We start from the raw sequence: 24,458 nt of genomic DNA, 5'->3' as shown, positions 1-24,458 counted from the left end.
ACGGCCCGGACCACACGGTCCGGGCCTTCGTGATTTCACGACCCGACCGAGGCATAGGCCGCCGACACCGCGGTGCGGGGCCAGGCCCAGGCGTACCGCACGATGAGGGCGAGCAGGATCAGCTCCAGGACGACGCCGAGGCCGTAGTAGTACACGTAGAACCCACCCGCCACGTTGAACACCGTGACGGGGACGTAGAGCGAGGCCACGACGAGGTTCGCGGTGCGGCTCGCCCGGGCGGGCAGCGTCGTCGACAGCACGACCATGAAGATGGGGACGGCCATCAGGGTCAGGGCCGTGATCGAGAAGGTCTGGGAGAGGTCGAACTCGAAGACCCTGCCGTCGAGGATGTCTTCGACGATCCCGGGCGTGTAGAAGCCGAGAATGTCGACGTAGGCGTACAGGAACATGAAGCTCGTCCAGGCAGCGGCGAGCTTGACGCGTACCGGGATCGGCTGGTCTTCCAGCGTGGCGGCTTGAGGTGTTCTCATCATGGACTCCGTTGTGGTGAGGATCGGTACGTCCACGATCGCCGAGCCCGGCGGCGGGCGGATCCGCCCGGAGGCCGGCGTTCGCCCGGCCGATGGAACGGCTTCGCTCTCGTACTTTCGGCCGGTACGCCGAGGCGCGCCGATCCCTAGGCTGGAGCCGTGATCACCGTCCGGCGCTCCCTCTGGCATGAGCCGCGGCCTGCTGACGCCCCGCCCGTCGGCCGTCTGGACTGGCTGCTGGTGGGTGTGTTCGCCGTCGCCGCCCTGGCCGAGGGCGTCGTTCGGCCGGACCTGGCCTGGCGCCCCGTCGTGACGGTGCTCGCCCTGGCGCTGATCCCTGCCCTGCTCTGGCGGCGGGACCGCCCCCTGGTCGCCGCGCTGATCGGGTGGGGCGTCGCCGGGGTGCTCTCGCTCCTCCAGCTGACTGCGCACGCCGGCGACCTCGGCCTCTACGCCATGTTGGCCGACCTGATCCTGCTCTACGCCCTGGTGCGGTGGGGCTCGGGGCGGGAGATGGTCCTGGGGGCGGCGTTCGTGACGGTCGTCGTCGCGCTGGGGATGTACGTCACTTCCGCGGGCTGGGCCGACGTCTTCGGCGGGAGCGTCCTGCTGCTGCTGGTCGTCGCGCTCGCTGTCGTGTTCCGCTACCGCGCGGACCTCTGGAATCGCCAGCAGCGCGAGATCCGCAACCAGGAGCGGGTGGCGCTGGCGCGCGAGCTGCACGACACCGTGGCCCACCACGTCTCGGCCATCGCGGTGCAGGCGCAGGCCGGTGGCGTGGTCGCGAGCACCCAGCCCGAGAAGGCTGCCGAGGTCCTGGCCGCGATCGAGTCCGAAGCGACGCAGACCCTGGCGGAGATGAGATCCATGGTGCGGGTGCTGCGGGAGGAGGAGGCCGTTGCCTACGCACCGCAGCCGGGTGTCGCCGACCTGTCTGCTCTGGCCCGCGCCGGCGCGACGCCCACCGTCATGATCTCGCTGCAGGGCTCGCTGGCCCGGCTGGCAGGACCCGTGGACGCCGCGCTCTACCGGCTCGCGCAGGAGTCGCTGACCAATGCCGTACGGCACGGCCGGGGCGCGACCCGCGTCGGGATCGACGTACGCCGGGAGGGCGACGTCGTCAGGCTCCGGGTCAGCGATGACGGACAGACCGAGCCGGGGTCGGCTCCGGAGCCCGGGTTCGGCCTGCTGGGCATGGCCGAGCGTGCCCAGCTCCTCGGCGGATCGCTCACCGCGGGGCCGGGCCCCGAGGGCGGCTGGGTGGTCGAGGCGGTCCTACCGGTGGAGCCACCGGCATGAGCGTCCGCGTCGTGGTGGCCGACGACCAGGACCTGGTCCGGACCGGGCTGGTGATGATCCTCGGCGCGCAGCCCGACCTCGAGGTCGTGGGGGAGGCGGCCGACGGGCTCGCAGCGCTCGACCTGGCGACCCGGCTGCGCCCCGACGTCCTCCTCGTCGACATCCGGATGCCGGGGCTCGACGGCGTCGAGGTGACCCGGCGCCTGGCCGGGCCGGAGGTGGCGGACCCGATGGCGGTCGTCGTGATCACCACGTTCGACCTCGACGAGTACGTCCTCGGCGCCCTGCGCGCCGGCGCCCGCGGCTTCCTGCTCAAGGACGCCGGGCCGGAGCTTCTCGTGCAGGCCATCCATGCCGCGGCCGACGGGGACGCGCTGATCGCCCCCAACGTCACCCGCCGGCTGCTGGCGACCTTCGCCGACCAGGCACCGTCAGTGCCGGTCCAGCCCCTCGACCCGCTCACCGAGCGCGAGGAGGAGGTGCTCGCGCTGGTGGCGCGGGGCCGGACCAACGCCGAGATCTCCACCGAGCTCTTCATCGGCCTGAGCACGGTCAAGACCCACGTCGCCTCGTTGATGACCAAGCTCGGTGCCCGCAACCGCGTCGAGATCGCGATGTGGGCCTACGACACCCGACGCGTGTGACCCCACGCGGATCCGTCCACGCCGGGTCACCGCTTGAGGGCCAACCTCTGGTCCACGAGCTCGCGCCACTTCCTGGCGAACTCTGCGGCGGACTCGTCCTGCGTACCCTGAGCCCGGAGCCCGGAGGCGGCCGACGCCGCAGGCTTCTCCGGGGTGAACAGCCAGACCTCGAAGAGCTCGTCCAGCTGCTGACCGGAGATCTCCTCCGAGAGCGCGATGAGCTCGTCGGTCGTTGCGTTGCCGCCGGACTGCTGCGCGGCCCACTGCCTCAGGATGGCGAAGAACGCCGCGTCGCCGACCTCGTTCCGCAGCGCCTGCAGCGTCATCGCACCGCGGACATAGACCGCTTCCGAGAACAGGTCGTCGCCGCCGGGGTCGCCGATGACCACGTCCCAGAACGGGTCGTCGGCGGGAATGTCGGCGTAGGTCTGCTCGAAGATCTGCTGTGGCGTCGCGAACCCCTCGTGCTCGGTCCACAGCCACTCGGCATAGCTGGCGAATCCCTCGTTGAGCCAGATGTGCTGCCAGTCGGCCAGCGCGACGTCGTCGCCGTACCACTGGTGCGCGAGCTCGTGCACCACGACGATGTCTCCGAACTCGGGCCAGAAGTACTTCGAGTAGACGGGGCGGGTCTGCGTCTCGAGCGCGAAGAACAGATCGTCCTGGTCGTCGACGATCGCTCCGAGCGTCGAGAACGGGTAGGGCCCGAAGCTATCGCTCAAGAGGTCGAGGATCTCGCCCTGACGTGCGAGCGAGGAATCGATCGCCGGACCCAGCTCCGGATCGGCGACGAGGTCGGGGTCGACGGCGTCGTACACGGGGAATCCGCTGTCCGTCGTCCACCGGCGGATGTCCCACTCGCCGACGTCGATGGTGGACAGGTAGGACGCCATCGGCTCCTCGGCGACCCAGACGAACCTCGTCCACCCGCCGTCGGTCGACTGGCGGCGCAGCACGCCGTTGGCGACAACCCCCACGTCGTCCGGAACCGTGACGTCGAAGGTGTACGCGGCCTTGTCGAGCGGGTGGTCGTTGACCGGATACCACGAGGCCGCCACCTCGGGCTGCCCCGCGACGGTGACGCCGTCGTCGGTTGCCATGAATCCGCTGGGGATGTCGAAGCCCGGAATCAGGAACACCACCGGTACGCCGCCGTACCGAACGACCACCTCGATCGGGTGACCCTGCTTCAGCTTGCGCTGCGGCGTGACGACGAGCTCATGATCGGTGCGGGTCCACCGCGCACGCTTGTCGTTGACCACGATGCTCTCGATCTCCATCCCCACGAAGTCGAGGTTGAACCGGTAGAGGTCCTCCGTGGCGGTCGCGTCGATCGTGGCGACCCCGTCCAGCCGGTCGGTGCTGGGGTCGTAGCGCAGGTCGAGCCCGTAGTGGCGTACGTCGTATCCACCGTTGCCGTACAGCGGGTAGTACTTGTCGCCGACTCCCGGCGCACCGGCGACATATCGACCGTTGGGGTCGCCCGGCGGCGCAGACCACGACGCCCCGGCCCCACTGACGACCATGACACCGCAGGCGATGAGGCCTGCCACGAGCTTGACCGGACGTGATGACAGGACGGGCATGACGATCCTCCAGGGACGCGAGACACACCGGCAAGGACGTTACAAACGCTAGGAAGCGCACCATCTCCTGGCCATACCCACTCTTTTGGATTCGTGCGAGATGCGTTCGGCCCGCTCACCCGTGCCGGTGAGCGGGCCGAAGCGTCGTACGACCTGCCGGTCAGTCCTTCAGCCAGGCGTCCACCTTGTCGGGGTTGTCGTCGACCCACTTCTTGGCGGCGTCGTCGGGGTCCATCTGGTCCTCGGCGATGTACTTCGCGACGAGGTTCTGGTCCTCGTTGGTCCAGGTGAAGTTCTTGACCAGGCCGACCGCGGGGCTCTCGGAGTCGGCGAAGTCCTTCGACACGACCTTGTTGAGGTCGTAGACCGGGTAGTCGCAGGCGACCTTGGCGGCGTCGGCGTCGCAGCCGTCGGTGTACTCGGGCAGGTCGACCTTGACCAGCTCGACCTCGCTGAGGAACCACTGCGGCTCGTAGAAGTAGCCGAGCATCGGCTTCTTGTTCTTCTCCGCGTCGCGGAACGCCTCGATCAGCGCGGTCTCGCTGCCGGCGTAGACGACCTTGTAGTCGAGCTTCAGGTTGCTCACCAGCGCCTCGTCGTTGGTGACGAAGCCCGGGTCGCCGTCGTAGAGCGTGCCCTTGTCGCCGGACTCGGTGGTCTTGAACAGGGAGGCGTACTTGTTGAGGTTCTTCCAGTCCGTGATGTCGGGGTACTTCTCCGCCATCCACGGCGGGACGTACCAGCCGATGACGCCCTCGTTGCCGGTCGACCCGAAGTCGACGGCCGAGCCGTCGCCGCCCTGGTCGGCCATGTACTTCTTCTGCAGCTCCGGGTGGCCCCAGTTCTCCACGACGACGTCGACCTCGCCGCTGCCGAAGCCCTTCCAGGAGACCTGCTCGTCGAGGTCCTTGTAGTTGACCGTGCAGCCCAGCCGGGTCTCCGCGACGTGGCCGAGCACGTGGGCATCGGCCTCGTAGCCGACCCATGGGTTGATCGCGACGTCGAAGTCGTCGCACTTGGTGTCGCCCTCGGCGGTGGCGTTCTGGATCGACCCGCCGCCACACCCGCTCAGGGTGACGGCCAGGCCGAGTCCGGCCAGGGCAGCCGCGACGGTGCGCGGGCGCTTGGGTTCCATGCTGTTGCCTCTCGGGAAAGGGATGTGGAACATCGCCGGGTCTCAGGCCCGCGAATCTGGGGATGCGGCGGACGCGCGCTGGGCGCCGTACGTCGTGATGCGGTCGAGCATGATGCCGATCAGCACGATGGTGATCCCGGCGGCCAGGCCGCGACCGACCGCACTGGACTGGCGGAAGCCGGTCACCACGTCGAAGCCCAGCGCGCCGGCGCCCGCCATGCCGCCGATGACGACCATCGACAGCACGTAGAGCAGGCCCTGGTTGGTGGCCAGCAGCACCGAGCTGCGCGCCATCGGCAGCTGGACCTTGGTGATCATCTGCCAGGCCGAGGAGCCGGCCATCTCGGCGGCCTCGATCGTGTTCGGGGAGACCGCGCGTACACCGTCGGCGACCAGCTTGATCGCGACCGGAGCGGCGTAGACGACACCGGCGAGCATCGCGGTGAAGCGGTTGGGGCCGAACAGGATCAGGATCGGGACGAGGTAGACGAACGGCGGCAGGGTCTGGCCCATGTCGAGCAGCGGGCGCAGGCCCACGTCGACGCGCTGGCTGCGGCCCATGGCCACGCCGAGGACCACCGCGAGCAGCACCACGACGACGGTCGCCACCAGGCAGGCGGTGAGGGTCTCCATGGCGTGGTTCCACAGCCCGAGGCCGAGGATCATGCCCAGGCAGAGCGCGGTCGCGACAGCGGCGCGCCGGCCACCGACCACGGCGGCGATCGCCAGGATGGCCGCCGCCGTCACGTACCACGGGGAGTCCGCGAAGAGGCTCTGGATCGGGTTGAGCGCGTAGTCGGTGAACCCCCTCTGGATGCCGTCGGTCAGGTGCGACAGGTCGCTGCGCATCCACTCGCCGAAGCGGTCGACCGCGTTGCGCAGCGGTGTGCCGAGGTCGGGCCGTGAGGGGAACTCGTTGGCCCAGATGTAGTTGTGGGACAGGTAGAGCGCGACCAGCGTGCCGAGGGCGGCCACGGCCAGCCCGATCCGGCGGAACGGGCCGCCACGCTCGCCGGCCCGGGCCGCGAGCTCGGCCCGGAAGCCGGCCGCGGTCATCGACCGGTCGAGCATGACCGCCATGATCACGATCGCGATGCCGGCGACGAACGAGGTGCCGAGCTGACCGCGCTTGAGGCCGTCGAGGACCGGCTGGCCCAGGCCGGGACTGTCGATGTACGCCGCGATGGTCGCCATCGAGAGCGCCGCCATCATGGTCTGGTTGATGCCGGCGATGATCGTGCGCTTGGCCATCGGCAGCTCGACGTTCCAGAGCCGCTGGAAGCCGGTCTGCCCGAGCGAGTCGGTCGCCTCGAGCACCGGACCGGAGACCGACCGGATGCCGTGCGCGGTGATCCGGATGACCGGCGGGGCGGCGTAGATCAGCGTCATCATCACCGCGGCCGCCGGGCCGATCCCGAACAGGATGCTCATCGGCAGCAGGTAGACGAACGGCGGCATCGTCTGCATGACGTCGAGGACCGGCGTGACCAGGGCGGACACGCGCCGGCTGTGCGCCATCAGGACACCGATCGCGATGCCGAGGAGGCACGAGACCACGACCGCGAAGAAGGTCACGATCAGGAGGTCGATGGCGTCGTTCCAGTAGCCGAGCACGCCAAAGGCGAGGAAGCACGGCACCACCAGCGCGACCGTGCGCCAGCCCGCCGCGGCGTACGCCACCAGGGCGGCCAGCGCGATGGTGCCGAGCCAGCCGATCTGCGGAAGCGGGCGGGGGAACCGGGCCACGGTGAAGATGCCCTGGAGCCACCCGAACACGCTGTCGACGAGGTCGGCGACCGCGCCCGCGAGGTTGATGAACACGTTGCTGCCGCTCGAGGCGGCCTGCTCGACCCACGCGCTGCGGTCGCCGAGCCAGTCGAAGACCGGCGTGCGGGCGGAGCCCCCGATCACCAGCGTGTGCTGGTCCTTGAGGAGCGCCCAGGCCAGCACCCACACCAGGAGTACGCCGAGCAGCGATGCCGCGCGCCAGTGGCGGCGCAGCGTCGCGAGCGCCGGTGACCCGGCCGGCTCCTGGTCGCCACGGGCGCCGTCCGTGGGGGGACGTTCGAGTGTCGAGGTGGACATGCCACTCACTCCCCAGTCTCCGGGCCGGGCTCTTCCTCGGCGACCACGACGCGCAGGATCGCCTCGTCGTCGACGATGCCGATCAGCTCGCCGTTCTCGACGACGCGGACGGGATGGTCGGAGGCCAGGGCCGCGCGGGCCGCCTTCCACACGACCGTGTCGGGATCCATGGCGGGTCCCTCGAGGGAGTCGCCGGGGCGTACCGGCTGCATGACGTACCGCAGGGTCAGCACGTGCCCCTTGGGGACCTCGCTGACGAAGTCGCGGACGTAGTCGTCGGCCGGGTGGGCAACGATCTCGGCGGCGGTGCCGAGCTGCACCATCTCGCCGTCGCGCATGATGAGGATCCGGTCACCGAGCTTGATGGCCTCCTGGAGGTCATGGGTGATGAAGACCATGGTCTTGCCGACCTCGTGGTGCAGCCGCACGATCTCGTCCTGCATGTCGCGCCGGATCAGCGGGTCGAGGGCGGAGAACGGCTCGTCGAAGAAGAGCACCTGGGGGTCGACCGCGAGCGCCCGGGCCAGGCCGACGCGCTGCTGCATGCCGCCGGAGAGCTGGTCGGGGAAGGAGTTCTCATAGCCCGAGAGGCCGACCAGGTCGACCATCTCCTGGGCCCTGCGTCGCCGCGCGGCCTTCCCCTCGCCGCGGACCTCGAGGCCGTAGGCCACGTTGTCGATCACCTTGCGGTGGGGGAGCAGGCCGAAGTGCTGGAAGACCATCGACATGTGCCGGCGCCGCATGTCGCGCAGCTTGCCGGAGGGGAGGGAGGTGATCTCCTCGCCGTTGACGACCACGCTGCCGGCGGTGGGCTCGATGAGCCGGTTCAGCAGCCGGACCAGCGTCGACTTCCCCGACCCGGACAGGCCCATGATCACGAAGACCTCCCCGGGCAGGACCTCGAAGGAGACGTCCTTGACCGCGGCGACGCAGCCGGTCTTGGCCTGCAGGTCCGTGCGGGACAGCTCCGCGTCGCCGGAGCCGATGATCTTGTCCGCCTTGGCGCCGAAGATCTTCCACAGGCCCTCGACCTCGAGGGCCGGACGGCTGTCGGCAGAGCTCTCGGGAGCTCCGGGTGCGTCGGTGCTCTCTCTGTCAGTGGTCGGTACGGTCATGCCCGCTCACCTGTCCTGACCGCCGGCTCGGGGTGGAGCGGGCTGCCCGCGCGGTAGTTGTAGAAGGGAACCTCGGACGGGGGCAGCGGCGTCTTTCCGAGGATCAGGTCGGCGGTCTTCTCGGCCACCATCATCACCGGGGCGTAGATGTTGCCGTTGGTGACGTAGGGGAAGACGCTGGCATCGCAGACCCGCAGGCCGTCGGTGCCGTGCACCTTCATCGTGAGCGGGTCGGTCACGGCCATCTCGCCGGTGCCCATCGCCGCCGTGCAGGAGGGGTGCAGCGCGGTCTCGGCGTCCTCGCGGACCCACTCGAGGATCTCCTCGTCGGTCTCCACGGACGGTCCGGGCGAGATCTCGCCGTCGTTGTACTTCGCGAACGCGGGCTGGTTGAGGATGTCGCGCGCCACCCGGATCGCCTCGACCCACTCCTTGCGGTCGGTCGGCGTCGAGAGGTAGTTGAACCGCATCGAGGGGTGCACGCGTGGGTCCTTGGACCTGATCCGCACCCAGCCGCGGGTGTCGGCGTACATCGGCCCGATGTGGACCTGATAGCCGTGGCCCTCGGTCGGGCTGGTGCCGTCGTAGCGGATCGCGATCGGCAGGAAGTGGAACATCAGGTTTGGATAGTCGACGTCCTCGTTGGAGCGACAGAAGCCGCCGCCCTCGAAGTGGTTGGTCGCACCCAGCCCCTTGCGCTGGAACAGCCACTGGAAGGCGATCTTGGGCCGCTGGTGCCAGGCGAGACCGGGTGCGATCGAGACCGGCTCCTTCGAGGCGTACTGGATGTAGACCTCGAGGTGGTCCTGGAGGTTGGCCCCGACGCCGGGCAGGTGGTGGACCAGCGGGATGTCGTGCTCGGCGAGGAGCTCACGGTCGCCGATGCCGCTGAGCTGGAGCAGCTGCGGGGTGTTGATCGCGCCGCCGCAGAGGATGACCTCACCGGCATGGACGGTGTGGCGGCGGGCGGCGCGGCCGACGCCGCGGGTGTATTCGACACCGGTCGCCCGGGGCGTGTCGCCGCTCGTGTCGAAGAGGATCCGCTCGACGAAGGCGAACGTCTGGACGGTGAGGTTGGGACGCTTGCGGGCCGGGTGGAGGTACGCCCGGGCCGCCGACCAGCGGCGCCCCCGCCTGACGTTGCGGTCGAAGGGCGCGAAGCCTTCCTGGCGGTAGCCGTTGACGTCGTCGGTCAGCGGGTAGCCGGCCTCCTGGACCGCGTCGAAGAACGCTCCGAAGAGCGGGTTCTCGCACTTTCCGCGCTCGAGGTGGAGCGGGCCGTCGCCGCCGCGCCAGTCATCGGCGCCCGAGCTGCCGTCGGCGAGGTGGCGGCTCTCCATGCGCTTGAAGTAGGGCAGGCAGTGGGCGTAGTCCCAGGTCTCCATGCCCGGGTCGCTCGCCCAGCGCTCGTAGTCCAGCGGGTTGCCGCGCTGGAAGATCATGCCGTTGATGCTGCTGGAGCCGCCGAGGACCTTGCCGCGGGCGTGGTAGACCTTGCGGCCGCCCATGTGCGGCTCCGGGTCGGTCTCGTACTTCCAGTCGTAGAACCGGCTGCCGATCGGGAACGGGAGCGCCGCCGGCATGTGCACGAACGGGTCGATCTTGTAGTCGCTGTGTCCGGCCTCGAGCACCAGGACGCGGTGAGCGGGGTCCTCGCTGAGGCGCGCGGCCAGGGCGCTGCCCGCCGAACCTCCGCCGACGATCACGTAGTCGTACTGCTTGTCCATCGAAGTAGCTCCTGCTCTCACGCGCCGAACCAGCGGCTGGGCTCTGGGGTGGTGTTGTGCCAGATGTGCTTCGCCTCGCGGTACTCGTCCAGGCCCGCCATGCCGAGCTCGCGGCCGACCCCGGACTGCTTGAACCCGCCCCACTCGGCCTGCGGCACGTACGGGTGGAAGTCGTTGATCCAGACCGTGCCGGCGCGCAGGCCCGCGGCGATCCGGCGCGCTCGCTCGGGGTCGGAGGTCCACACCCCGCCGGCCAGACCGAAGATCGTGTCGTTGGCCAGGGCCAGCACCTCCTCCTCGGTGCGGAAGGTCTCCACGGTCAGCACCGGCCCGAAGGACTCCTCACGCAGGACGGACATCCCGGCGCGACAACCGTCGAGCACCGTGGGCGGGAAGAAGTAGCCGGCGGCGTACTCGGGATCGGTGAGGCGGGCCCCGCCGCAGCGCAGCACGGCGCCCTCGGCGATGCCGGCCTCGACGTACGCCGTCACCTTCTCCAGGTGCGCCAGCGAGATGAGCGGACCGGTCTCCGCCTTGTCGTCGAAGGGGCCGCCGAGCCGGATGGCGGAGGCCCGCTCGACGAGGGCGTCGACGAACTCGTCGTGGATCGACTCCTCGACCAGGAGGCGGGCGCCCGCGGAGCAGACCTGTCCGGAGTGGAGGAAGACCGCGGTCAGCGCGTTGTCGAGGGCCGTCTCCCGATCGGCGTCGGCGAAGACGATGTTGGGGTTCTTGCCGCCGAGCTCGAGGGCGACCTTCTTGACCGTGGCGGCGGCCGTGGCCATCAGGTGCTTGCCGGTCTCGAGGCCGCCGGTGAAGGAGAGCAGGTCGACCCGGGGGTCCTCCGCGAGCGGGGCTCCCGCCACCGGGCCGGCGCCGAGGACGAGGTTGCCCACGCCCGCCGGGAGCCCGGCCTCGGCGAGCAGCCGCATCAGGTGGATGGCGGTGTGCGGCGTCAGCTCGCTGGGCTTGAGGACGAAGGTGTTGCCCGCCGCGAGAGCCGGCGCGACCTTCCAGGCCGTCTGGAGGAGCGGGTAGTTCCACGGCGTGATGAGCGCGCAGACGCCGACGGGCTCGTGGACGATCACGGACTCGACCTCGGGCCGGTCGGTGACGACCGGGCGAGTGTGGTCCTCGACGGCGAGGCGTGCGTAGTGGTCGAAGACGGCGACGATGTCATCGACGTCGAGCTCGCTCTCGACCAGGCGCTTGCCCGTGTCGAGCGACTCGGCCCGGGCCACCAGCTGCTTGTCGCGCTCGAGCAGACGGGCGACCCGCTCGAGCAGGGCACCCCGCTCGGCGGCCGGGGTCCGGGGCCAGGGACCCTCGTCGAAGGCGCGGCGTGCTGCGGCGATCGCGGAGCGGGTGTCCTCGGCTCCGGCCTCCGCAACGGTGCCGACGACCGCGCCGTCGGCGGGACAGCGGATCTCCCGCTGGTCGCCCGACTGCGCAGGCGACCAGCGCCCGTCGATGTAGATCTCGCTCATGCAACCTCCGGCGTCTGGTTGCTCACAGGCAACCGCGGGTGAATTGCAGAAGATCCTGCGCGGCTACGAAGGCCCAGGTCAAGGGCTGGAGGGACAAAATTGTTGCAGGCGGTACAAAATTGTTGCAACTGATACAAATGGCTCCGTCAGTTGTTACAGTCGCCGCATGACGAGCGTGAGCACCGCCCCGGCGAAGGACCCGCAGCGCCGTGCTGCCTGGGCCGAGCTGGCGACCGACTACGTCCACGAGCGCGGTCTGATCGGTCTGAGCCTGCGCCCGCTGGCGGCCGAGCTGGGCACCAGCAACCGGGTCCTGCTCTACCACTTCGGCACCAAGGACCAGCTGGTCGCCGACGTGCTCCGCACCTCCAACGAGCGCTCCGTCACCGAGGTCGCCGCGCTCGAGCCCTCCGAGGACCTGCACAGCGCCGTCCATGACCTCTGGTCGGTGATGGAGGGCGACCGGTGCAGCCGGATCTATGTGGAGGCGGCGGCCCTCGGCCTCTTCGGCAGAGAGCCGTACGTCTCCGCCGTCCGTGAGGCCAACGCGCTGTGGATCACCGCCCTCATCGCGCATCTGGACAAGTCCGGAGTGGCTCCCGCCGTCGCCGAACGGGCGGCCAACGTGATCGACGCCGCCTTCATGGGGTTCCAGCTCAGCGTGGGTGCCGACGGCAGCCTGCCCGAGCGTGCCCGGTCCGTCGAGGATCTCGCCGACGCCGTCGCCGCGCTGGCCTGAGCCGCCGAGAACCAGCGCCGGCTCGCGGCGGCTGGTGAGATCCTGACTGTCACGAGACCGTGACCGATGCGTCGGTCTGACACCGAGAGAGGTGCGTCATGGGAGTTCCGGCTGCCGAGCAGACGCTGGCCATCCTGCGCCACCTCGCGAGCCAGGCGAGCCCGCTCCAGGCCTCCGCGATCGCGCGGGCGCTGGAGCTGCCGCGGTCCACGACGTACCACCTCTTGAACACGCTCATCGAGTACGGCTTCGTCGTCCACTACCCCGAGCAGCGCGTCTACGGGCTGGGCGTCATGGCCCACGAGCTCGGCAGCGGCTACGCACGTCAGGAGCCGTTGCAGCGGCTGGCTCGGCGACCCATCGCCGCGCTCGCCGACCGGTGCCGCAACAGCGCCCATTTCTCGGTGCTCCTCGGCCGCGACGTCGTGTACGTGATCGAGGAGCGGGCCGCGGGCCGGCCGCTCCTGATCACCGAGGTCGGGGTGCGGCTGCCCGCGGCGACCACGGCCTCCGGCCGAGCGTTGCTCGCTTCCTTACCGCACCCCCAGGTCAGGGCGCTGTACGCCGATCGGGAGGCGTTCTCCCTCGACCTGCCCGGTGCGCCCACCTCGCTGTCCAAGCTACGGCGCATGCTCGTCGACGTGCGCGCCCAGGGGTTCGCCACCGAGGAGGGCGAGGTGACCGAAGGCCTCGCCTCGATCGCCATGCCGGTGCTCGACGGCACGGGGTATCCGGTCGCCGCGGTGGCGGTGACCTTCCCCCAGGAGGAGCAGACGCCCGAGCTCGTCGAGCGGCTGGTCGCCGAGGTGGGCGCGACGACGCGGATGCTGTCGCGCCGCCTGGGCGGCTGACCGGGCCTCAGCCGGCCGTCAGCAGCTGCGGCCGACCAGCTCGCGCACCTGCTGCGTCGCCACCACGAGCATCGACAGCTCGACGCTCGGCCTCGACCGGAGCTCTTCGCGAAGCACCGCGAGGCGGTCGAGCGCGACGGCGTTCTGCTCGGCCCACCGGGCCGTGAGCTCCCGGGGACCGAGCGGGGACAGCTCGTCGCAGCGGTGGTCCTGGTGGTCGCAGACCGCGCTCGCCGGGGTGCGCTGCCCGGCCGGTCGCCGGCCGAGGATCTCTGCGGCCAGGTCGCCCTGCAGGCTCATCAGGTCGTCGGTGAGCGCGGACCAGGCGCGCTCGCTCCAGTGGTCGCCGGGTTGGGCCGGTGCGGCGTACGAGCGCAGCCAGTCGAGGTCCAGGAGCCGTCCCGCCTCGAAGAACCCCACGGCGGCGTCGGCCGGAGGCTCCTGCGCCTGGGCGGCCGCGCGGAGGATGTCCAGCGCCGCGAGGAGCGGTCCGCACCGGGCGACCCTGAGCGCGGTGCCGGCAGGCAGCCCGCCCGCCACGAGCCCGGCCGTCGTCGCCGCGAGCGCGTCGGCATGCTCTGCGGTGAGGGCCTCGGTGAGGGCTTCGCGCACCTCGGCGACCTGAGCCGTCAGGGTGGCGATCTCGCGCGCCAGCCCGTGACGTCCGCGTCCGCGCCGGAGCAGCCAGTTCGCGGCCTGGTCCTGGAGAGCCTGGATCTGCTCGAGGGCGCCGAAGACGACCGCGACCTCCGCGGTGCCGAGGTGCTCGCACACCTCGCGCCACAGGTCGCGCAGCCCGAGCGCCTCACGCGCCACGAAGAACGCCGCGGCGGCCTCGGGCAACCGGGCGCCGTTGCGCTCCTCGAGCCGGCAGAAGAAGCCGGGGCCGGCCTGGTTGACCAGGTCGTTGGCCAGCACGGTCCCGGCGATCTCGCGGGCCAGCGGATGGCGGACGATCAGGTCGCGGTCACGCACCGGCGTCGGGAAGTAGGTCTCGACCAGCGCCTGCACGGCGGGCTCGTCGGGCAGGTCGGAGTCGAGCAGGGCTGCCCGGACGCTCGTCTTCGACCAGGCCAGGAGCGTGGCGACCTCGGGCCGGCTGAGGGCGTCGCCACGGGCACGGCGGCGGGCGAGCTCGTCGTCCTGAGGGAGGTGCTCGAGCTGCCGGACGAGACCGGCATCCCGCTCGAGCAGGGCGATCAGCCGCGCGTGGCGATCCAGTCCGGCCGCGCCGTGGTGGACGGCGAGGCTGATCGCGAGCGACTGGTCCTGGTTGTCCTGGAGCACCGCGGCGGCAACCGCCTCCTGCATGGAGGCGAGCAGGTCGCCGCGCTCGGGTGCCGTGAACCGTCCGGTCGCGATGCCGGAGTCGATCAGGACCTTGAGGTTGACCTCGTGGTCGGAGGTGTCGACGCCCGCGGAGTTGTCGACGAAGTCGGCGTTGATCCGTCCGCCGCGGCGGGCGTACTCGATGCGAGCGCGCTGGGTGAGGCCCAGGTTGCCGCCCTCACCGACGATCCGGCACCGAAGCTGCGTCGCGTCGATCCGCACGGGGTCGTTGGCCTTGTCGTCCGCATCGGCATGCGTCTCGTCACCGGCCTTCACGTACGTCCCGATGCCGCCGTTCCACAGCAGCGAGACGGGGGCGCTCAGGATCGCCGTGACCAGCTCGTCGGGCGTCATGGATGCCCGGTCGGGGTCTATGCCGAGCCGTTCCCTGACCCGCGCCGAGAGCGCGATCCGCTTGGCGCGGCGGGAGTGCACTCCACCGCCGGAGGAGATCAGCGCGGCGTCGTAGGACGACCAGTCGGAGGTGGGCAGGTCGAACACCCGGCGCCGTTCCGCGAACGATGTCTGCGGGTCGGGGTCCGGGTCGAGGAAGATGTGGCGGTGGTCGAACGCGGCGACCAGCCGGATCCGGTCCGAGAGCAGCATGCCGTTGCCGAAGACGTCCCCGGAGAGGTCGCCGATGCCGACGACGGTGAGCTCGTCGCGCGCCGGGTCGAGCCCGATCTCGCGCAGGTGCGCCTCGACCGAGACCCACGCGCCGCGTGCGGTGATCCCCATGCCCTTGTGGTCGTAGCCGGCCGAGCCTCCGGACGCGAACGCGTCGCCGAGCCAGAACCCGTACTCGGCAGCGACGGAGTTCGCGAGGTCGGAGAAGGTCGCCGTGCCCTTGTCGGCGGCGACCACCAGGTAGGCGTCGGTGTCGTCGTGGCGGCGTACGTGAGCGGGCGGGACCACGGTGCCGCCGACCAGGTTGTCGGTGACGTCGAGCAGGCCACGGACGAAGGTCGCATAGGCATGGCGTACGACGGCGCGTGCGGTGTCCGCCGACAGGCCGTCGAGCGGCCGTCGGACCACGAACGCACCCTTCGCGCCGGCGGGGACGATGACCGAGTTCTTCACGGCCTGGGCCTTCATCAGGCCCAGCACCTCGGTGCGGAAGTCCTCGGGCCGCTCCGACCAGCGCAGTCCGCCGCGGGCGACCCGGGCCGTCCGCAGGTGGAGGCCCTCGACCTCGGGGGAGTAGACCCAGGTCTCGACCAAGGGGCGTGGGGGACCGACGAAGGAGAGACGGCCGGTCTCGATCTTCATGGTGATCCGGTCCAGCGGCGCACCGGCCTCGTCCCGGCAGTGATAGCTCGTGCGCATGGTCGCCCGCACGACCTCGGCCAGGCTCCGCATGACCCGGTCCTCGTCGAGCGTGGCCACCGCGTCGAGCGCGGAGACCAGGTCGGCGTCGGCTCGCTTCTCGGCCTCGGTGGCGGCCTCGGTGGCGGCATCGCCGGCGTCGCCGGAGCCCGGGTCGAAGCGCGCCTCGAAGAGGGCGACCAGGGCCTGCACGGCTGCGGTGTTGCGCAGCAGCGTCTGCTCGACGTACTCCAGGCCGAGGGCGGTGCCGGCCTGCCGAAGGTAGCGGCACAGCGCCCGGATCACGCTCACCTGGCGCCAGTCGATCCCGGCGTGCAGCACGAGGCGATTGAGGCCGTCGCGCTCGGCGAGCCCGAGGTGGACGGCGCGGAACGCGTCGGTGAGCCGGGCGGACGCCTCGGGTGCATCGCCCACCCACCCAAGCAGGTCGAAGCAGTCACCCTCGGTGGTGTTCGCGTGGCGGGCGACACGGAGGCCGAGGCTGTGGAAGAGGGTGACCGTGTCCGCGACGAGCGGCGGCTCCCCGGGCCAGGCGACGACACATCGGACGTGGTCGGGCGCGAGGCCGCCGCGGTCGGTGAAGCGGACCTCCGGAGCGAGGTCCGTGGTGCGCTCGCCGGGGGCATCGACGGTCGGGGCGGATACTGGCTGCTGTTCGTGCGTCGTGGTCACCCCTTCATTCAGCGCGCTGCGGGGCGCTCCGTCGACAGGAGAGAGGTGGTCGGTGTCCCGGATCCCAGACGGTGCGTCCGGCGCCGCTCGTCGTCTGGTATCCCAGACCGCGATCCGGATAACTCCCTTCCTCTCGCGCCGGGCCGGGGGTGCAATGGCATTGGGCCGAGAGCCCTCGCCGATCGACGTGAAGAACCAATGAGGAGAAGCCCATGGAAGGCGCCCGCCCCGTCCGCTCACCCCGCGGCACCGAGCTGACCGCACGCAGCTGGTCGACCGAGGCCCCGCTGCGGATGCTCATGAACAACCTGGATCCGGAGAACGCCGAACGTCCCGACGACCTGGTCGTCTATGGCGGAACCGGTAAGGCAGCCCGCAGCTGGGAGGCGTACGACGCGCTCGTCCGCACCCTGAAGACCTTGGGTGACGACGAGACCATGCTGGTGCAGTCCGGCAAGCCGGTCGGCGTCATGCGCACTCACGAATGGGCACCGCGGGTGCTGATCGCCAACTCCAACCTGGTGGGCGACTGGGCCAACTGGGAGGAGTTCCGCCGGCTCGAGGACCTCGGGCTCACGATGTACGGCCAGATGACCGCCGGCTCGTGGATCTACATCGGCACCCAGGGCATCCTGCAGGGCACGTTCGAGACGTTCGCCGCCGTTGCCGACAAACGCTTCGACGGCACGCTCGCGGGCACCATCACCCTGACCGCCGGCCTCGGCGGCATGGGCGGCGCCCAGCCGCTCGCCGTCACCATGAACGACGGTGTCGCGATCTGTGTCGACGTGGACCAGAGCCGCATCACCCGCCGCATCGAGCACCGCTACCTCGACGTCCAGGCCGACGGCCTCGAGCACGCCCTCGAGCTGGCCGTCCGGGCCCGCGACGAGAAGCGCGGCCTCTCCATCGGCCTGCTCGGCAACGCCGCCGAGGTCTTCCCGCGGCTGCTCGAGATGAAGGCACCGATCGACATCGTCACCGACCAGACCTCCGCCCACGACCCGCTGTCCTACCTGCCGGTGGGCGTCGACTTCGAGGACTGGCAGGCCGCGGCCGAGCGCGACCCGGCGGGCTTCACCAAGGACGCTCAGTCCTCGATGGCCGCGCACGTGCGGGCGATGGTGGAGTTCCAGGACGCCGGCGCCGAGGTCTTCGACTACGGCAACTCGATCCGCGACGAGGCGCGCAAGGGCGGCTACGAGCGGGCCTTCGAGTTCCCGGGTTTCGTGCCGGCGTACATCCGTCCGCTCTTCTGCGAGGGCAAGGGCCCCTTCCGGTGGGCCGCGCTGTCCGGTGACCCCGAGGACATCCGCAAGACCGACGAGGCGATCCTGAAGCTCTTCCCCGAGAACGAGCGCCTGCACAAGTGGATCACCATGGCGCAGGAGCGGGTGCACTTCCAGGGTCTTCCGGCGCGCATCTGCTGGCTGGGCTACGGCGAGCGCCACCTGGCCGGCCTGAAGTTCAACGAGATGGTGGCCAGCGGCGAGCTGTCCGCGCCGATCGTGATCGGCCGCGACCATCTCGACTGTGGCTCCGTCGCCTCGCCGTATCGCGAGACCGAGGCGATGAAGGACGGCTCCGACGCGATCGCCGACTGGGCCCTGCTCAACGCCCTGATCAACACCGCCTCGGGCGCCTCCTGGGTCTCGATCCACCATGGCGGCGGCGTCGGGATGGGCCGTTCGATCCACGCCGGTCAGGTCTGCGTGGCCGACGGCACGGACCTGGCGGCGCAGAAGCTCGAGCGGGTCCTGACCAACGACCCGGGCATGGGGGTCATCCGCCACGTCGACGCCGGCTACGACGAGGCCGTCTCCGTCGCCGACGAGCGCGGGGTGCGCATCCCGATGCGGGAGCAGGCGTGACGGCGTACCTCGCCGAGCACGCCTGGCTCGGTGGGGACGAGGTCGACGTCGACGTCCTCATCGAGATGGACGGCGACCGCATCCGTGCGGTCACCCCGGGCGTACCCGGCTCGGCTTCCCCCGCAGGCGCGACGCGCCTGCGGGGGCTCACCCTTCCCGGCCTCGCGAATGCGCACTCGCACGCGTTCCACCGAGCGCTGCGCGGCCGCACCCACCGGGGCGGCGGCACCTTCTGGACCTGGCGCGAGGACATGTACGCCGTCGCCGGACGCCTCACCCCGGACTCGTACTTCGCGCTCGCCCGGGCGACGTACGCCGAGATGGCGTTGGCCGGGATCACCGCGGTGGGGGAGTTCCACTACCTCCACCACGACCCCGACGGCCGCCCGTACGCCGAGGCGAATGCCATGGGCGAGGCCATGATCGCGGCGGCCGCCGACGCCGGCATCCGGATCACGCTGCTCGACGCCTGCTACCTGACCGGTGCTCCGGGCCAGCCCCTCGAGGGCACTCAGCTGCGATTCGGGGACGGCGATGCGGCGGCCTGGGCCGACCGTGTCTCGGCGCTGTCCGGCTCGGGTCACGCCCGGATCGGTGCGGCCATCCACTCCGTCCGCGCCGTGCCCGCCGACCAGCTCGCCACGGTGGCCGGCTGGGCCGCCGAGCAGGGTGCGCCGCTCCACTTCCACCTCTCCGAGCAGCGTGCCGAGAACCAGGCCTGCCAGGAGCGTCACGGCTGTACGCCCACCGAGCTGCTCGCCCGCCACGGAGCGCTCGGCCGGCTGTCGTCGGCGGTGCACGCGACGCACCTGACCGACGGGGACATCGCCGCGCTCGGTGGCTCCGCCACGACGATCTGCATGACCCCGACCACCGAGCGCGACCTCGCGGACGGCATCGGACCCGCCCGTGACCTCGCCGACGCCGGCTCGCCGGTCTCGCTCGGCAGCGACAGCAACGCGGTCATCGACCTGCTGGAGGAGGCTCGGGCGCTCGAGCTTGACGAGCGGCTGCGTACCGAACGACGCGGCCACTGGTCCGCGGCCGGGCTCTTGCGTGCGGCGACCGCCGACGGGCACGCCAGCCTCGGCTGGGCGGACTCCGGCCGGATCGCGCCGGGGGGCCTGGCCGACCTGACCACGATCTCCCTCGACTCCGTGCGCCTTGCGGGGTGGGAGACCGGGACGCTCCTCGAGTCGACGGTCTTCGCCGGTTCGGCGCAGGACGTCACCGACGTCATCGTGGGTGGCAAGGAGGTCGTCCGCGATCGCCGGCACCTCGCTGTCGGTGATGTGGCCGGAGCGCTCCACCGCGCGATCACCGGGATCTGAGGATGGCGTTCGACCTTCGCCGCGCGGAGGAGCACGTCCGACGCCCGTGGCGCAACGGCGGGGGGATGACCGCCGAGGTCGCGGCGTGGCCCCCGGGCGCGGAGGCAGGCTCCGACTTCGCCTGGCGGGTCAGCTTCGCCGATGTCGCCGCGTCGGGTGACTTCTCGACGTTCCCCGGCGTGGACCGGGTGATCACGCTGATCGACGGCCCACCGATGACGCTCGAGCTGCCGGGGGAGACGACGGTGCTGCGGCCATTCGTGCCGTACGCCTTCGACGGAGGGGTGCCGGTGCGGTGCTCGGTGACGGCGCCCACCCGTGACCTCAACGTGATGACCCGGCGCGGGCGGGCGAGGGCCACGGTCGAGATCCTGGACCTGGTCGGAGGCGACGCGTCTCTGCGCCCGGAGCCGTCGTCCCCGTTGCTCGTGGTGGGCCTGACGGGTGTGGTGAGCGCCCGGTCGGCCGACGGCTCGGCCACGCTCGGGCCCGGTGACGTGCTCGTCACCGACGAGTCCGTGACCGTCGAGGGTGGTGGGCTGGTCGTGATCGTCCGCATCGAGCCGATGCCACCGTCTGAGATCCGAGACTGAATCGGCCGGACGACGAGTGCGCCGCGGGATGCCCGAAGCGTTGAATTGAGCCCACGAAACCCCAAGGAGCTCACCATGTCGCGCGGCAATTCTCACGTACTCATCGACGGCACCTCACTCGGCCGTGACGAGATCCTTCGGGTCGCTCGCGGCGGCGCGTCGGTCCAGCTCGATCCCGCCGCTCGAGAACGGGCGCAGAGGTCATGGGAGACAGCGGAGGCCGTCGCCCGCAGGCGCCAGGTCTACGGGCGCACCACGGGCGTGGGGGCCAACCGGCAGGAGGAGGTCGGCGGCGACGCGGCGCTGGGGCACGGGCTCCGGTTGCTCCGCAGCCATGCGGGCGGGGTCGGCTTCGAGCTCGCCCCCGACGTGGTCCGCGCGACCATGGTGATCCGGCTCAACCAGCTGGCCGCCGGCGGGTCCGGGGTTCATGTGCGCGTCCTGGACGCTCTCGAGCAGGCTCTCGACCGCGACGCTCTGCCGAGGGTGCACCGGCTCGGCGCGATCGGCACCGGCGACCTGACCGTGCTCGCGGAGATCGCGCTCACCCTGGCCGGCGAGCGTCCGTGGGCGGTCGGCGAGGCGCCGCCGGTACCGCTCGACACCGGGGACGCGCTCGCGTTCATGAGCAGCAACGCCGCGACGCTGGCCGAGGCGGTCATCGCCTGCGCCGACCTGCAGACCCTCCTGCGCGCCAGCCACACCGTCGCCGCGCTCTCCTTCCTGGCACTGGGCGGCTCGGCCGAGGCCTATGCCGCGGTCGTGCACGAGGCTCGACCGCACCCTGGCCAGGAGCGCTGTGCCGCCGAGATGCGTCGGTTGCTCGGGGTGGCCGGGCATCCGGTGCCGGGCCGCCGGATCCAGGACCCGTTCGGCCTGCGGGCGTTCCCGCAGGTGCAGGGACCCGCGCTGGACAGCCTTGCCCAGCTCGAGCAGGTCCTCTCCGTCGAGGTCAACGCGCGAGCCGAGAACCCCCTCATCTCGGTGGAGGCCGACGACGTGTTCCACCACGCGCACTTCCACACGGCGTACGTCGCGGTGGCACTGGACCAGGCGCGCGCGTCCGTCCACCAGGTGGCGGAGCTGTCCGCCGCCCGTCTCGGCGACCTGGTCGAGCCGACCATGACCGGTCTGACCCCGTTCCTCGCCGCCGGGCCGGCAGGCAGCTCGGGGGTGATGATCCTCGAGTACGTCGCCCACGACGCCCTCGCCCAGATGCGGCACGCGGCGCTGCCGGTGACGATGGGCACCGCGGTCGTCTCCCGCGGGCTCGAGGATCACGCGAGCTTCTCGACGCAGGCGGCACGACAGGCGATCGTGGTGGTCGAGGCGTACCGCCATGTGCTCGCCTGCGAGCTCGTGGCCGCGGTGCGAGCGCTTCGCGTCCAGCAGCCGGAGCTGGGCGACATCCCCGCGCGGGCCGCGCTGGAGCGGGCCGCCCAGGTCCTGGACCCGAGCCTCGAGGACCGATCGCTCGGCGGCGACCTCGATCGCGCCGCCGATCTGCTCGACGAGCTGGCCGCGCTCTGAGCCGGTTGGTCAAGTCTCGGATCCCAGACAGTACCCCGCCGCGGCCCGTATCCGTGGCCCACGCCCGAGAGGTGCACTGGGACCCGCATCACATTCGATGACCCAGCAGTGGAGGTGAGTGCCGGATGATCCGGTTCGACTCAGTGAGCAAGGAATACCCCGACGGGACCGTCGCGGTGGGTGGCCTCGAGATGACCGCGCCGACCGGAAAGATCACGGTGCTCGTCGGGCCCTCGGGCTGCGGCAAGACGACGTCGCTGCGGATGATCAACCGGATGATCGAGCCGACGAGCGGGCGGATCTGGATCGACGACCGCGACACCACCACGATGGACGCGGCCGAGCTGCGGCGGGGGATCGGCTACGTGATCCAGCAGGCGGGCCTGTTCCCGCACCGCACGGTCGCCGCGAACATCGCGACGGTCCCGATGCTGCTCGGCTGGGACCGGAAGAAGGCGCGTGGTCGCGCGCTGGAGCTGTTGGAACGCGTCGGCCTGCCGGCCTCGTTCGCCGACCGCTACCCGAACCAGCTCTCCGGCGGTCAGCAGCAGCGCGTCGGGGTCGCCCGAGCGCTGGCCGCCGACCCGCCCGTCATGTTGATGGACGAGCCGTTCAGTGCGGTCGACCCCGTCGTACGCGACCAGCTGCAGGACGAGTTCCTCCGGCTCCAGGGCGACCTGGGGAAGACCATCGTGTTCGTCACCCACGACATCGACGAGGCGGTCAAGCTGGGTGACCAGGTCGCCGTGCTCCGGGTCGGCGGCAAGCTCGCCCAGATCGCGGAGCCCGCGCGGCTCCTGGCGCACCCCGTCGACGACTTCGTCGCCGACTTCGTGGGGCGCGACCGCGGCTACCGCGGACTCGGCTTCCAGAAGACCCCCGAGCTGCCGCTCACCTCGGAGACGACGGCGAGCCTCGGTGACAGCGCCGAGCAGGTGCGAGCCGCCGCGGGCGGCGAGCCGTGGACCCTGGTCGTCGACGACGGCAGGTGCCCCCTGGGCTGGGTCAACGCCGAACAGATCGCCGGCACGGTCTCCGTCGAGGTGCTGCACCGCGGAGGCACCCTGGCCGCCACGAACGGGACGCTGCGCAACCTGCTCGACGCGGCCCTGTCCTCGCCGTCGCGACGCGGCGTGGTCGTCGACGAGCAGGGAGCGTTCCTCGGCACCGTCCTCGCCCACCAGGTGCTCGACGTCATCGAGAGCACCGAGCGTGCCGCGGCGGTCGACACCGAGCCTGCCGGGAGTGCGACCCGATGAGCTGGTTCATCGACCACCTGCCTGCGGTGCTCGCCCTCACCTGGAGGCACGTCTACCTGGCCGGCGTCCCGCTCCTGCTCGGGCTGCTCGTCGCGGTCCCCCTGGGGTGGCTGGCGCGGCGATTCCGGGTCCTGTACCCGCTGCTGATCGCCGGGACCGGTCTCCTCTACACGATTCCGTCGCTCGCCCTGTTCATCCTGATGCCGCTGTTCATCGGCACCAAGATCCTCGACCCGGTCAACGTGGTCATCGCGATGACGATCTACACCGTGGCCCTGCTCGTGCGTACGGTGGCCGACGGTCTGGGCGCCGTGCCCGACTCGGTCAACCAGGCAGCGACGGCGATGGGCTTCGGGCGGGTTCGACGGCTGTTCCTGGTCGAGCTCCCGCTGGCGGTCCCCGTCATCTCGGCCGGCCTCCGGGTCGCCGCGGTGAGCAACGTCAGCATCGTCAGCGTCGCGGCGATCATCGGCGTACCCCAGCTGGGCTCCCTGTTCACCGACGGCTTCCGCCGCAACTTCATGGAGCCGATCCTCGTGGGCGTGGTCGCGTGCGTCCTGCTGGCGCTCGTCTTCGACCTCGTGATCATCGCCGGCACCCGGCTGGTCACCCCCTGGCAGCGAATGAGGAGGGCCGCCTGATGAACCTCGTCCTCACCTGGTTGACAGACCCCGCCCACTGGTCCGGCGACGACGGCGTCCCGCACCGCATCCTCGAGCACCTGGCCTACTCGGCCGTCGCCCTGGTGATCGCCGCCATCATCGCGATCCCGCTCGGCCTGTACGTCGGCCACACGGGCCGCGGGAAGTTCCTGGTGGTCAACCTCGCCGGCGCCGCCCGCGCCATCCCGAGCCTCGGTCTGCTGTTCATCATGGTCCTGGCCCTCGGTCCCCGGCTCTCCGGCGACGCGGCCTTCGTGGTCCCGTGCCTGGTCGTCCTGGCCGTGCTGGCCGTCCCCCCGATCCTGGCCGGTGCGTACGCCGGTGTCGAAGAGGTCGACGCGGGCGCTCGGGATGCCGCGAAAGGCATGGGGATGCGAGACATCCAGGTGCTCGCCAAGGTCGAGCTGCCGTGCGCGCTGCCGCTCATCTTCTCGGGGCTGCGCTCGGCCACGCTCCAGGTCGTCGCGACCGCGACCATCGCCGCGACGGCCGGACTCGGCGGGCTGGGGCGTCTGCTGATCGACGGCCTCGCGGTACGCGACTTCGGCCAGATGGCCGCAGGAGCCGTGCTGGTCGCAGCACTCGCCCTCGTCGTCGACCTCGTCTTCGCGCTGGTCCAGCGCTACGCGGTGTCCTCGGGCCTGACGGGCCGACGAGCTGCTTCCCGACGATCGCGGCCGAAGGCGTCCGCGGATTCCACCCCGATCACCATCAGCTGACCCGAGA

19 protein-coding genes are annotated in these 24,458 nt (G+C 71.0%); 11 read left to right on the top strand and 8 right to left on the bottom strand.

Features of this window, described 5'->3' with window-relative positions:
• Nucleotides 1-35: 35 nt before the first annotated feature.
• Nucleotides 36-491 (bottom strand): DUF6326 family protein, encoded by a 456-nt coding sequence (locus ACZ6WN_RS06995; protein WP_465863625.1) that lies wholly within the window; start codon nucleotides 489-491, stop codon nucleotides 36-38.
• 159 nt (nucleotides 492-650) lie between these two features.
• Here ACZ6WN_RS06995 and ACZ6WN_RS06990 point away from each other — a divergent pair, with 159 nt between their 5' ends.
• Together ACZ6WN_RS06990 and ACZ6WN_RS06985 are read left to right on the top strand one after the other, a co-directional pair.
• On the top strand, nucleotides 651-1,790 hold the full coding sequence (locus tag ACZ6WN_RS06990) for a sensor histidine kinase (protein WP_465863624.1): 1,140 nt from the start codon (nucleotides 651-653) through the stop codon (nucleotides 1,788-1,790).
• Nucleotides 1,787-2,434 carry a response regulator gene (locus ACZ6WN_RS06985; protein WP_465863622.1) on the top strand — a complete coding sequence of 216 codons (648 nt, stop codon included), beginning with the start codon at nucleotides 1,787-1,789 and terminating at the stop codon, nucleotides 2,432-2,434. The genes ACZ6WN_RS06990 and ACZ6WN_RS06985 overlap by 4 nt, the downstream gene beginning before the upstream one ends.
• Nucleotides 2,435-2,460: 26 nt before the next feature.
• Here ACZ6WN_RS06985 and ACZ6WN_RS06980 read toward each other — a convergent pair whose 3' ends face one another.
• The 6 genes from ACZ6WN_RS06980 to ACZ6WN_RS06955 form a co-directional block, all read right to left on the bottom strand.
• Complete coding sequence (locus tag ACZ6WN_RS06980) at nucleotides 2,461-4,020, bottom strand: M1 family metallopeptidase (RefSeq protein WP_465863620.1); 1,560 nt, start codon at nucleotides 4,018-4,020, stop codon at nucleotides 2,461-2,463.
• Nucleotides 4,021-4,180: 160 nt separating this feature from the next.
• Nucleotides 4,181-5,155, bottom strand: coding sequence for an ABC transporter substrate-binding protein (locus ACZ6WN_RS06975; RefSeq protein ID WP_465863619.1), 975 nt, complete (start codon nucleotides 5,153-5,155; stop codon nucleotides 4,181-4,183).
• Between the two features lie 42 nt (nucleotides 5,156-5,197).
• A complete protein-coding gene (locus ACZ6WN_RS06970) occupies nucleotides 5,198-7,240 on the bottom strand; it encodes an ABC transporter permease (RefSeq protein ID WP_465863618.1) in 2,043 nt (680 codons plus the stop codon).
• A 5-nt stretch (nucleotides 7,241-7,245) separates the two neighbouring features.
• The gene (locus tag ACZ6WN_RS06965) at nucleotides 7,246-8,355 is read right to left on the bottom strand and encodes a quaternary amine ABC transporter ATP-binding protein (RefSeq protein WP_465863617.1); all 1,110 of its coding nucleotides are present in this window, start codon (nucleotides 8,353-8,355) and stop codon (nucleotides 7,246-7,248) included.
• Nucleotides 8,352-10,082, bottom strand: coding sequence for a choline dehydrogenase (gene betA / locus ACZ6WN_RS06960; RefSeq protein ID WP_465863616.1), 1,731 nt, complete (start codon nucleotides 10,080-10,082; stop codon nucleotides 8,352-8,354). The genes ACZ6WN_RS06965 and betA overlap by 4 nt, the downstream gene beginning before the upstream one ends.
• Before the next feature lie 17 nt (nucleotides 10,083-10,099).
• Nucleotides 10,100-11,569, bottom strand: coding sequence for an aldehyde dehydrogenase family protein (locus ACZ6WN_RS06955; RefSeq protein ID WP_465863615.1), 1,470 nt, complete (start codon nucleotides 11,567-11,569; stop codon nucleotides 10,100-10,102).
• A gap of 166 nt (nucleotides 11,570-11,735) precedes the next feature.
• Here ACZ6WN_RS06955 and ACZ6WN_RS06950 point away from each other — a divergent pair, with 166 nt between their 5' ends.
• Both ACZ6WN_RS06950 and ACZ6WN_RS06945 read left to right on the top strand, forming a co-directional pair.
• Nucleotides 11,736-12,308 carry a TetR/AcrR family transcriptional regulator gene (locus ACZ6WN_RS06950; protein WP_465863613.1) on the top strand — a complete coding sequence of 191 codons (573 nt, stop codon included), beginning with the start codon at nucleotides 11,736-11,738 and terminating at the stop codon, nucleotides 12,306-12,308.
• 98 nt (nucleotides 12,309-12,406) lie between these two features.
• A complete protein-coding gene (locus tag ACZ6WN_RS06945) occupies nucleotides 12,407-13,159 on the top strand; it encodes an IclR family transcriptional regulator (protein WP_465863611.1) in 753 nt (250 codons plus the stop codon).
• An 18-nt stretch (nucleotides 13,160-13,177) separates the two neighbouring features.
• On the opposite strand, the gene ACZ6WN_RS06940 is transcribed toward ACZ6WN_RS06945, so the two are convergent.
• Nucleotides 13,178-16,486, bottom strand: coding sequence for an NAD-glutamate dehydrogenase domain-containing protein (locus tag ACZ6WN_RS06940; RefSeq protein WP_465863609.1), 3,309 nt, complete (start codon nucleotides 16,484-16,486; stop codon nucleotides 13,178-13,180).
• Between the two features lie 212 nt (nucleotides 16,487-16,698).
• Here ACZ6WN_RS06940 and hutU point away from each other — a divergent pair, with 212 nt between their 5' ends.
• The 7 genes from hutU (at nucleotide 16,699) to ACZ6WN_RS06905 (ending at nucleotide 24,451) form a co-directional block, all read left to right on the top strand.
• Entirely contained in the window at nucleotides 16,699-18,357 is a 1,659-nt protein-coding gene (gene hutU, locus ACZ6WN_RS06935) for a urocanate hydratase (RefSeq protein WP_465863608.1), read from the top strand.
• Nucleotides 18,354-19,688, top strand: coding sequence for a formimidoylglutamate deiminase (locus ACZ6WN_RS06930; protein ID WP_465863606.1), 1,335 nt, complete (start codon nucleotides 18,354-18,356; stop codon nucleotides 19,686-19,688). The genes hutU and ACZ6WN_RS06930 overlap by 4 nt, the downstream gene beginning before the upstream one ends.
• Nucleotides 19,689-19,690: 2 nt before the next feature.
• Entirely contained in the window at nucleotides 19,691-20,281 is a 591-nt protein-coding gene (locus ACZ6WN_RS06925) for a HutD/Ves family protein (RefSeq protein ID WP_465863604.1), read from the top strand.
• Nucleotides 20,282-20,356: 75 nt separating this feature from the next.
• Nucleotides 20,357-21,811 (top strand): aromatic amino acid ammonia-lyase, encoded by a 1,455-nt coding sequence (locus ACZ6WN_RS06920; protein ID WP_465863602.1) that lies wholly within the window; start codon nucleotides 20,357-20,359, stop codon nucleotides 21,809-21,811.
• Nucleotides 21,812-21,936: 125 nt separating this feature from the next.
• Entirely contained in the window at nucleotides 21,937-23,070 is a 1,134-nt protein-coding gene (locus ACZ6WN_RS06915; RefSeq protein ID WP_465863601.1) for an ABC transporter ATP-binding protein, read from the top strand.
• A complete protein-coding gene (locus ACZ6WN_RS06910; RefSeq protein WP_465863600.1) occupies nucleotides 23,067-23,711 on the top strand; it encodes an ABC transporter permease in 645 nt (214 codons plus the stop codon). Before ACZ6WN_RS06915 ends, ACZ6WN_RS06910 begins: the two co-directional genes overlap by 4 nt.
• Nucleotides 23,711-24,451 (top strand): ABC transporter permease, encoded by a 741-nt coding sequence (locus ACZ6WN_RS06905; protein WP_465863599.1) that lies wholly within the window; start codon nucleotides 23,711-23,713, stop codon nucleotides 24,449-24,451. Before ACZ6WN_RS06910 ends, ACZ6WN_RS06905 begins: the two co-directional genes overlap by 1 nt.
• Nucleotides 24,452-24,458 lie beyond the last annotated feature (7 nt).

It is taken from the genome of Nocardioides sp. NPDC054178 (assembly GCF_055585005.1).
This window is presented reverse-complemented; position numbering and strand designations above follow the sequence as displayed.

What these genes read in the sequence shown, in the direction of transcription:
- ACZ6WN_RS06980 (WP_465863620.1), bottom strand. Translation starts at nt 4,020, where the DNA reads ATGCCCGTCCTGTCATCACGTCCGGTCAAGCTCGTGGCAGGCCTCATC.
- ACZ6WN_RS06925 (WP_465863604.1), top strand. Translation starts at nt 19,691, where the DNA reads ATGGCGTTCGACCTTCGCCGCGCGGAGGAGCACGTCCGACGCCCGTGG.
- ACZ6WN_RS06955 (WP_465863615.1), bottom strand. Translation starts at nt 11,569, where the DNA reads ATGAGCGAGATCTACATCGACGGGCGCTGGTCGCCTGCGCAGTCGGGC.
- ACZ6WN_RS06970 (WP_465863618.1), bottom strand. Translation starts at nt 7,240, where the DNA reads ATGTCCACCTCGACACTCGAACGTCCCCCCACGGACGGCGCCCGTGGC.
- ACZ6WN_RS06905 (WP_465863599.1), top strand. Translation starts at nt 23,711, where the DNA reads ATGAACCTCGTCCTCACCTGGTTGACAGACCCCGCCCACTGGTCCGGC.
- ACZ6WN_RS06920 (WP_465863602.1), top strand. Translation starts at nt 20,357, where the DNA reads ATGTCGCGCGGCAATTCTCACGTACTCATCGACGGCACCTCACTCGGC.
- ACZ6WN_RS06965 (WP_465863617.1), bottom strand. Translation starts at nt 8,355, where the DNA reads ATGACCGTACCGACCACTGACAGAGAGAGCACCGACGCACCCGGAGCT.
- ACZ6WN_RS06945 (WP_465863611.1), top strand. Translation starts at nt 12,407, where the DNA reads ATGGGAGTTCCGGCTGCCGAGCAGACGCTGGCCATCCTGCGCCACCTC.
- ACZ6WN_RS06985 (WP_465863622.1), top strand. Translation starts at nt 1,787, where the DNA reads ATGAGCGTCCGCGTCGTGGTGGCCGACGACCAGGACCTGGTCCGGACC.
- betA (WP_465863616.1), bottom strand. Translation starts at nt 10,082, where the DNA reads ATGGACAAGCAGTACGACTACGTGATCGTCGGCGGAGGTTCGGCGGGC.
- hutU (WP_465863608.1), top strand. Translation starts at nt 16,699, where the DNA reads ATGGAAGGCGCCCGCCCCGTCCGCTCACCCCGCGGCACCGAGCTGACC.
- ACZ6WN_RS06950 (WP_465863613.1), top strand. Translation starts at nt 11,736, where the DNA reads ATGACGAGCGTGAGCACCGCCCCGGCGAAGGACCCGCAGCGCCGTGCT.
- ACZ6WN_RS06975 (WP_465863619.1), bottom strand. Translation starts at nt 5,155, where the DNA reads ATGGAACCCAAGCGCCCGCGCACCGTCGCGGCTGCCCTGGCCGGACTC.
- ACZ6WN_RS06995 (WP_465863625.1), bottom strand. Translation starts at nt 491, where the DNA reads ATGAGAACACCTCAAGCCGCCACGCTGGAAGACCAGCCGATCCCGGTA.
- ACZ6WN_RS06915 (WP_465863601.1), top strand. Translation starts at nt 21,937, where the DNA reads ATGATCCGGTTCGACTCAGTGAGCAAGGAATACCCCGACGGGACCGTC.
- ACZ6WN_RS06910 (WP_465863600.1), top strand. Translation starts at nt 23,067, where the DNA reads ATGAGCTGGTTCATCGACCACCTGCCTGCGGTGCTCGCCCTCACCTGG.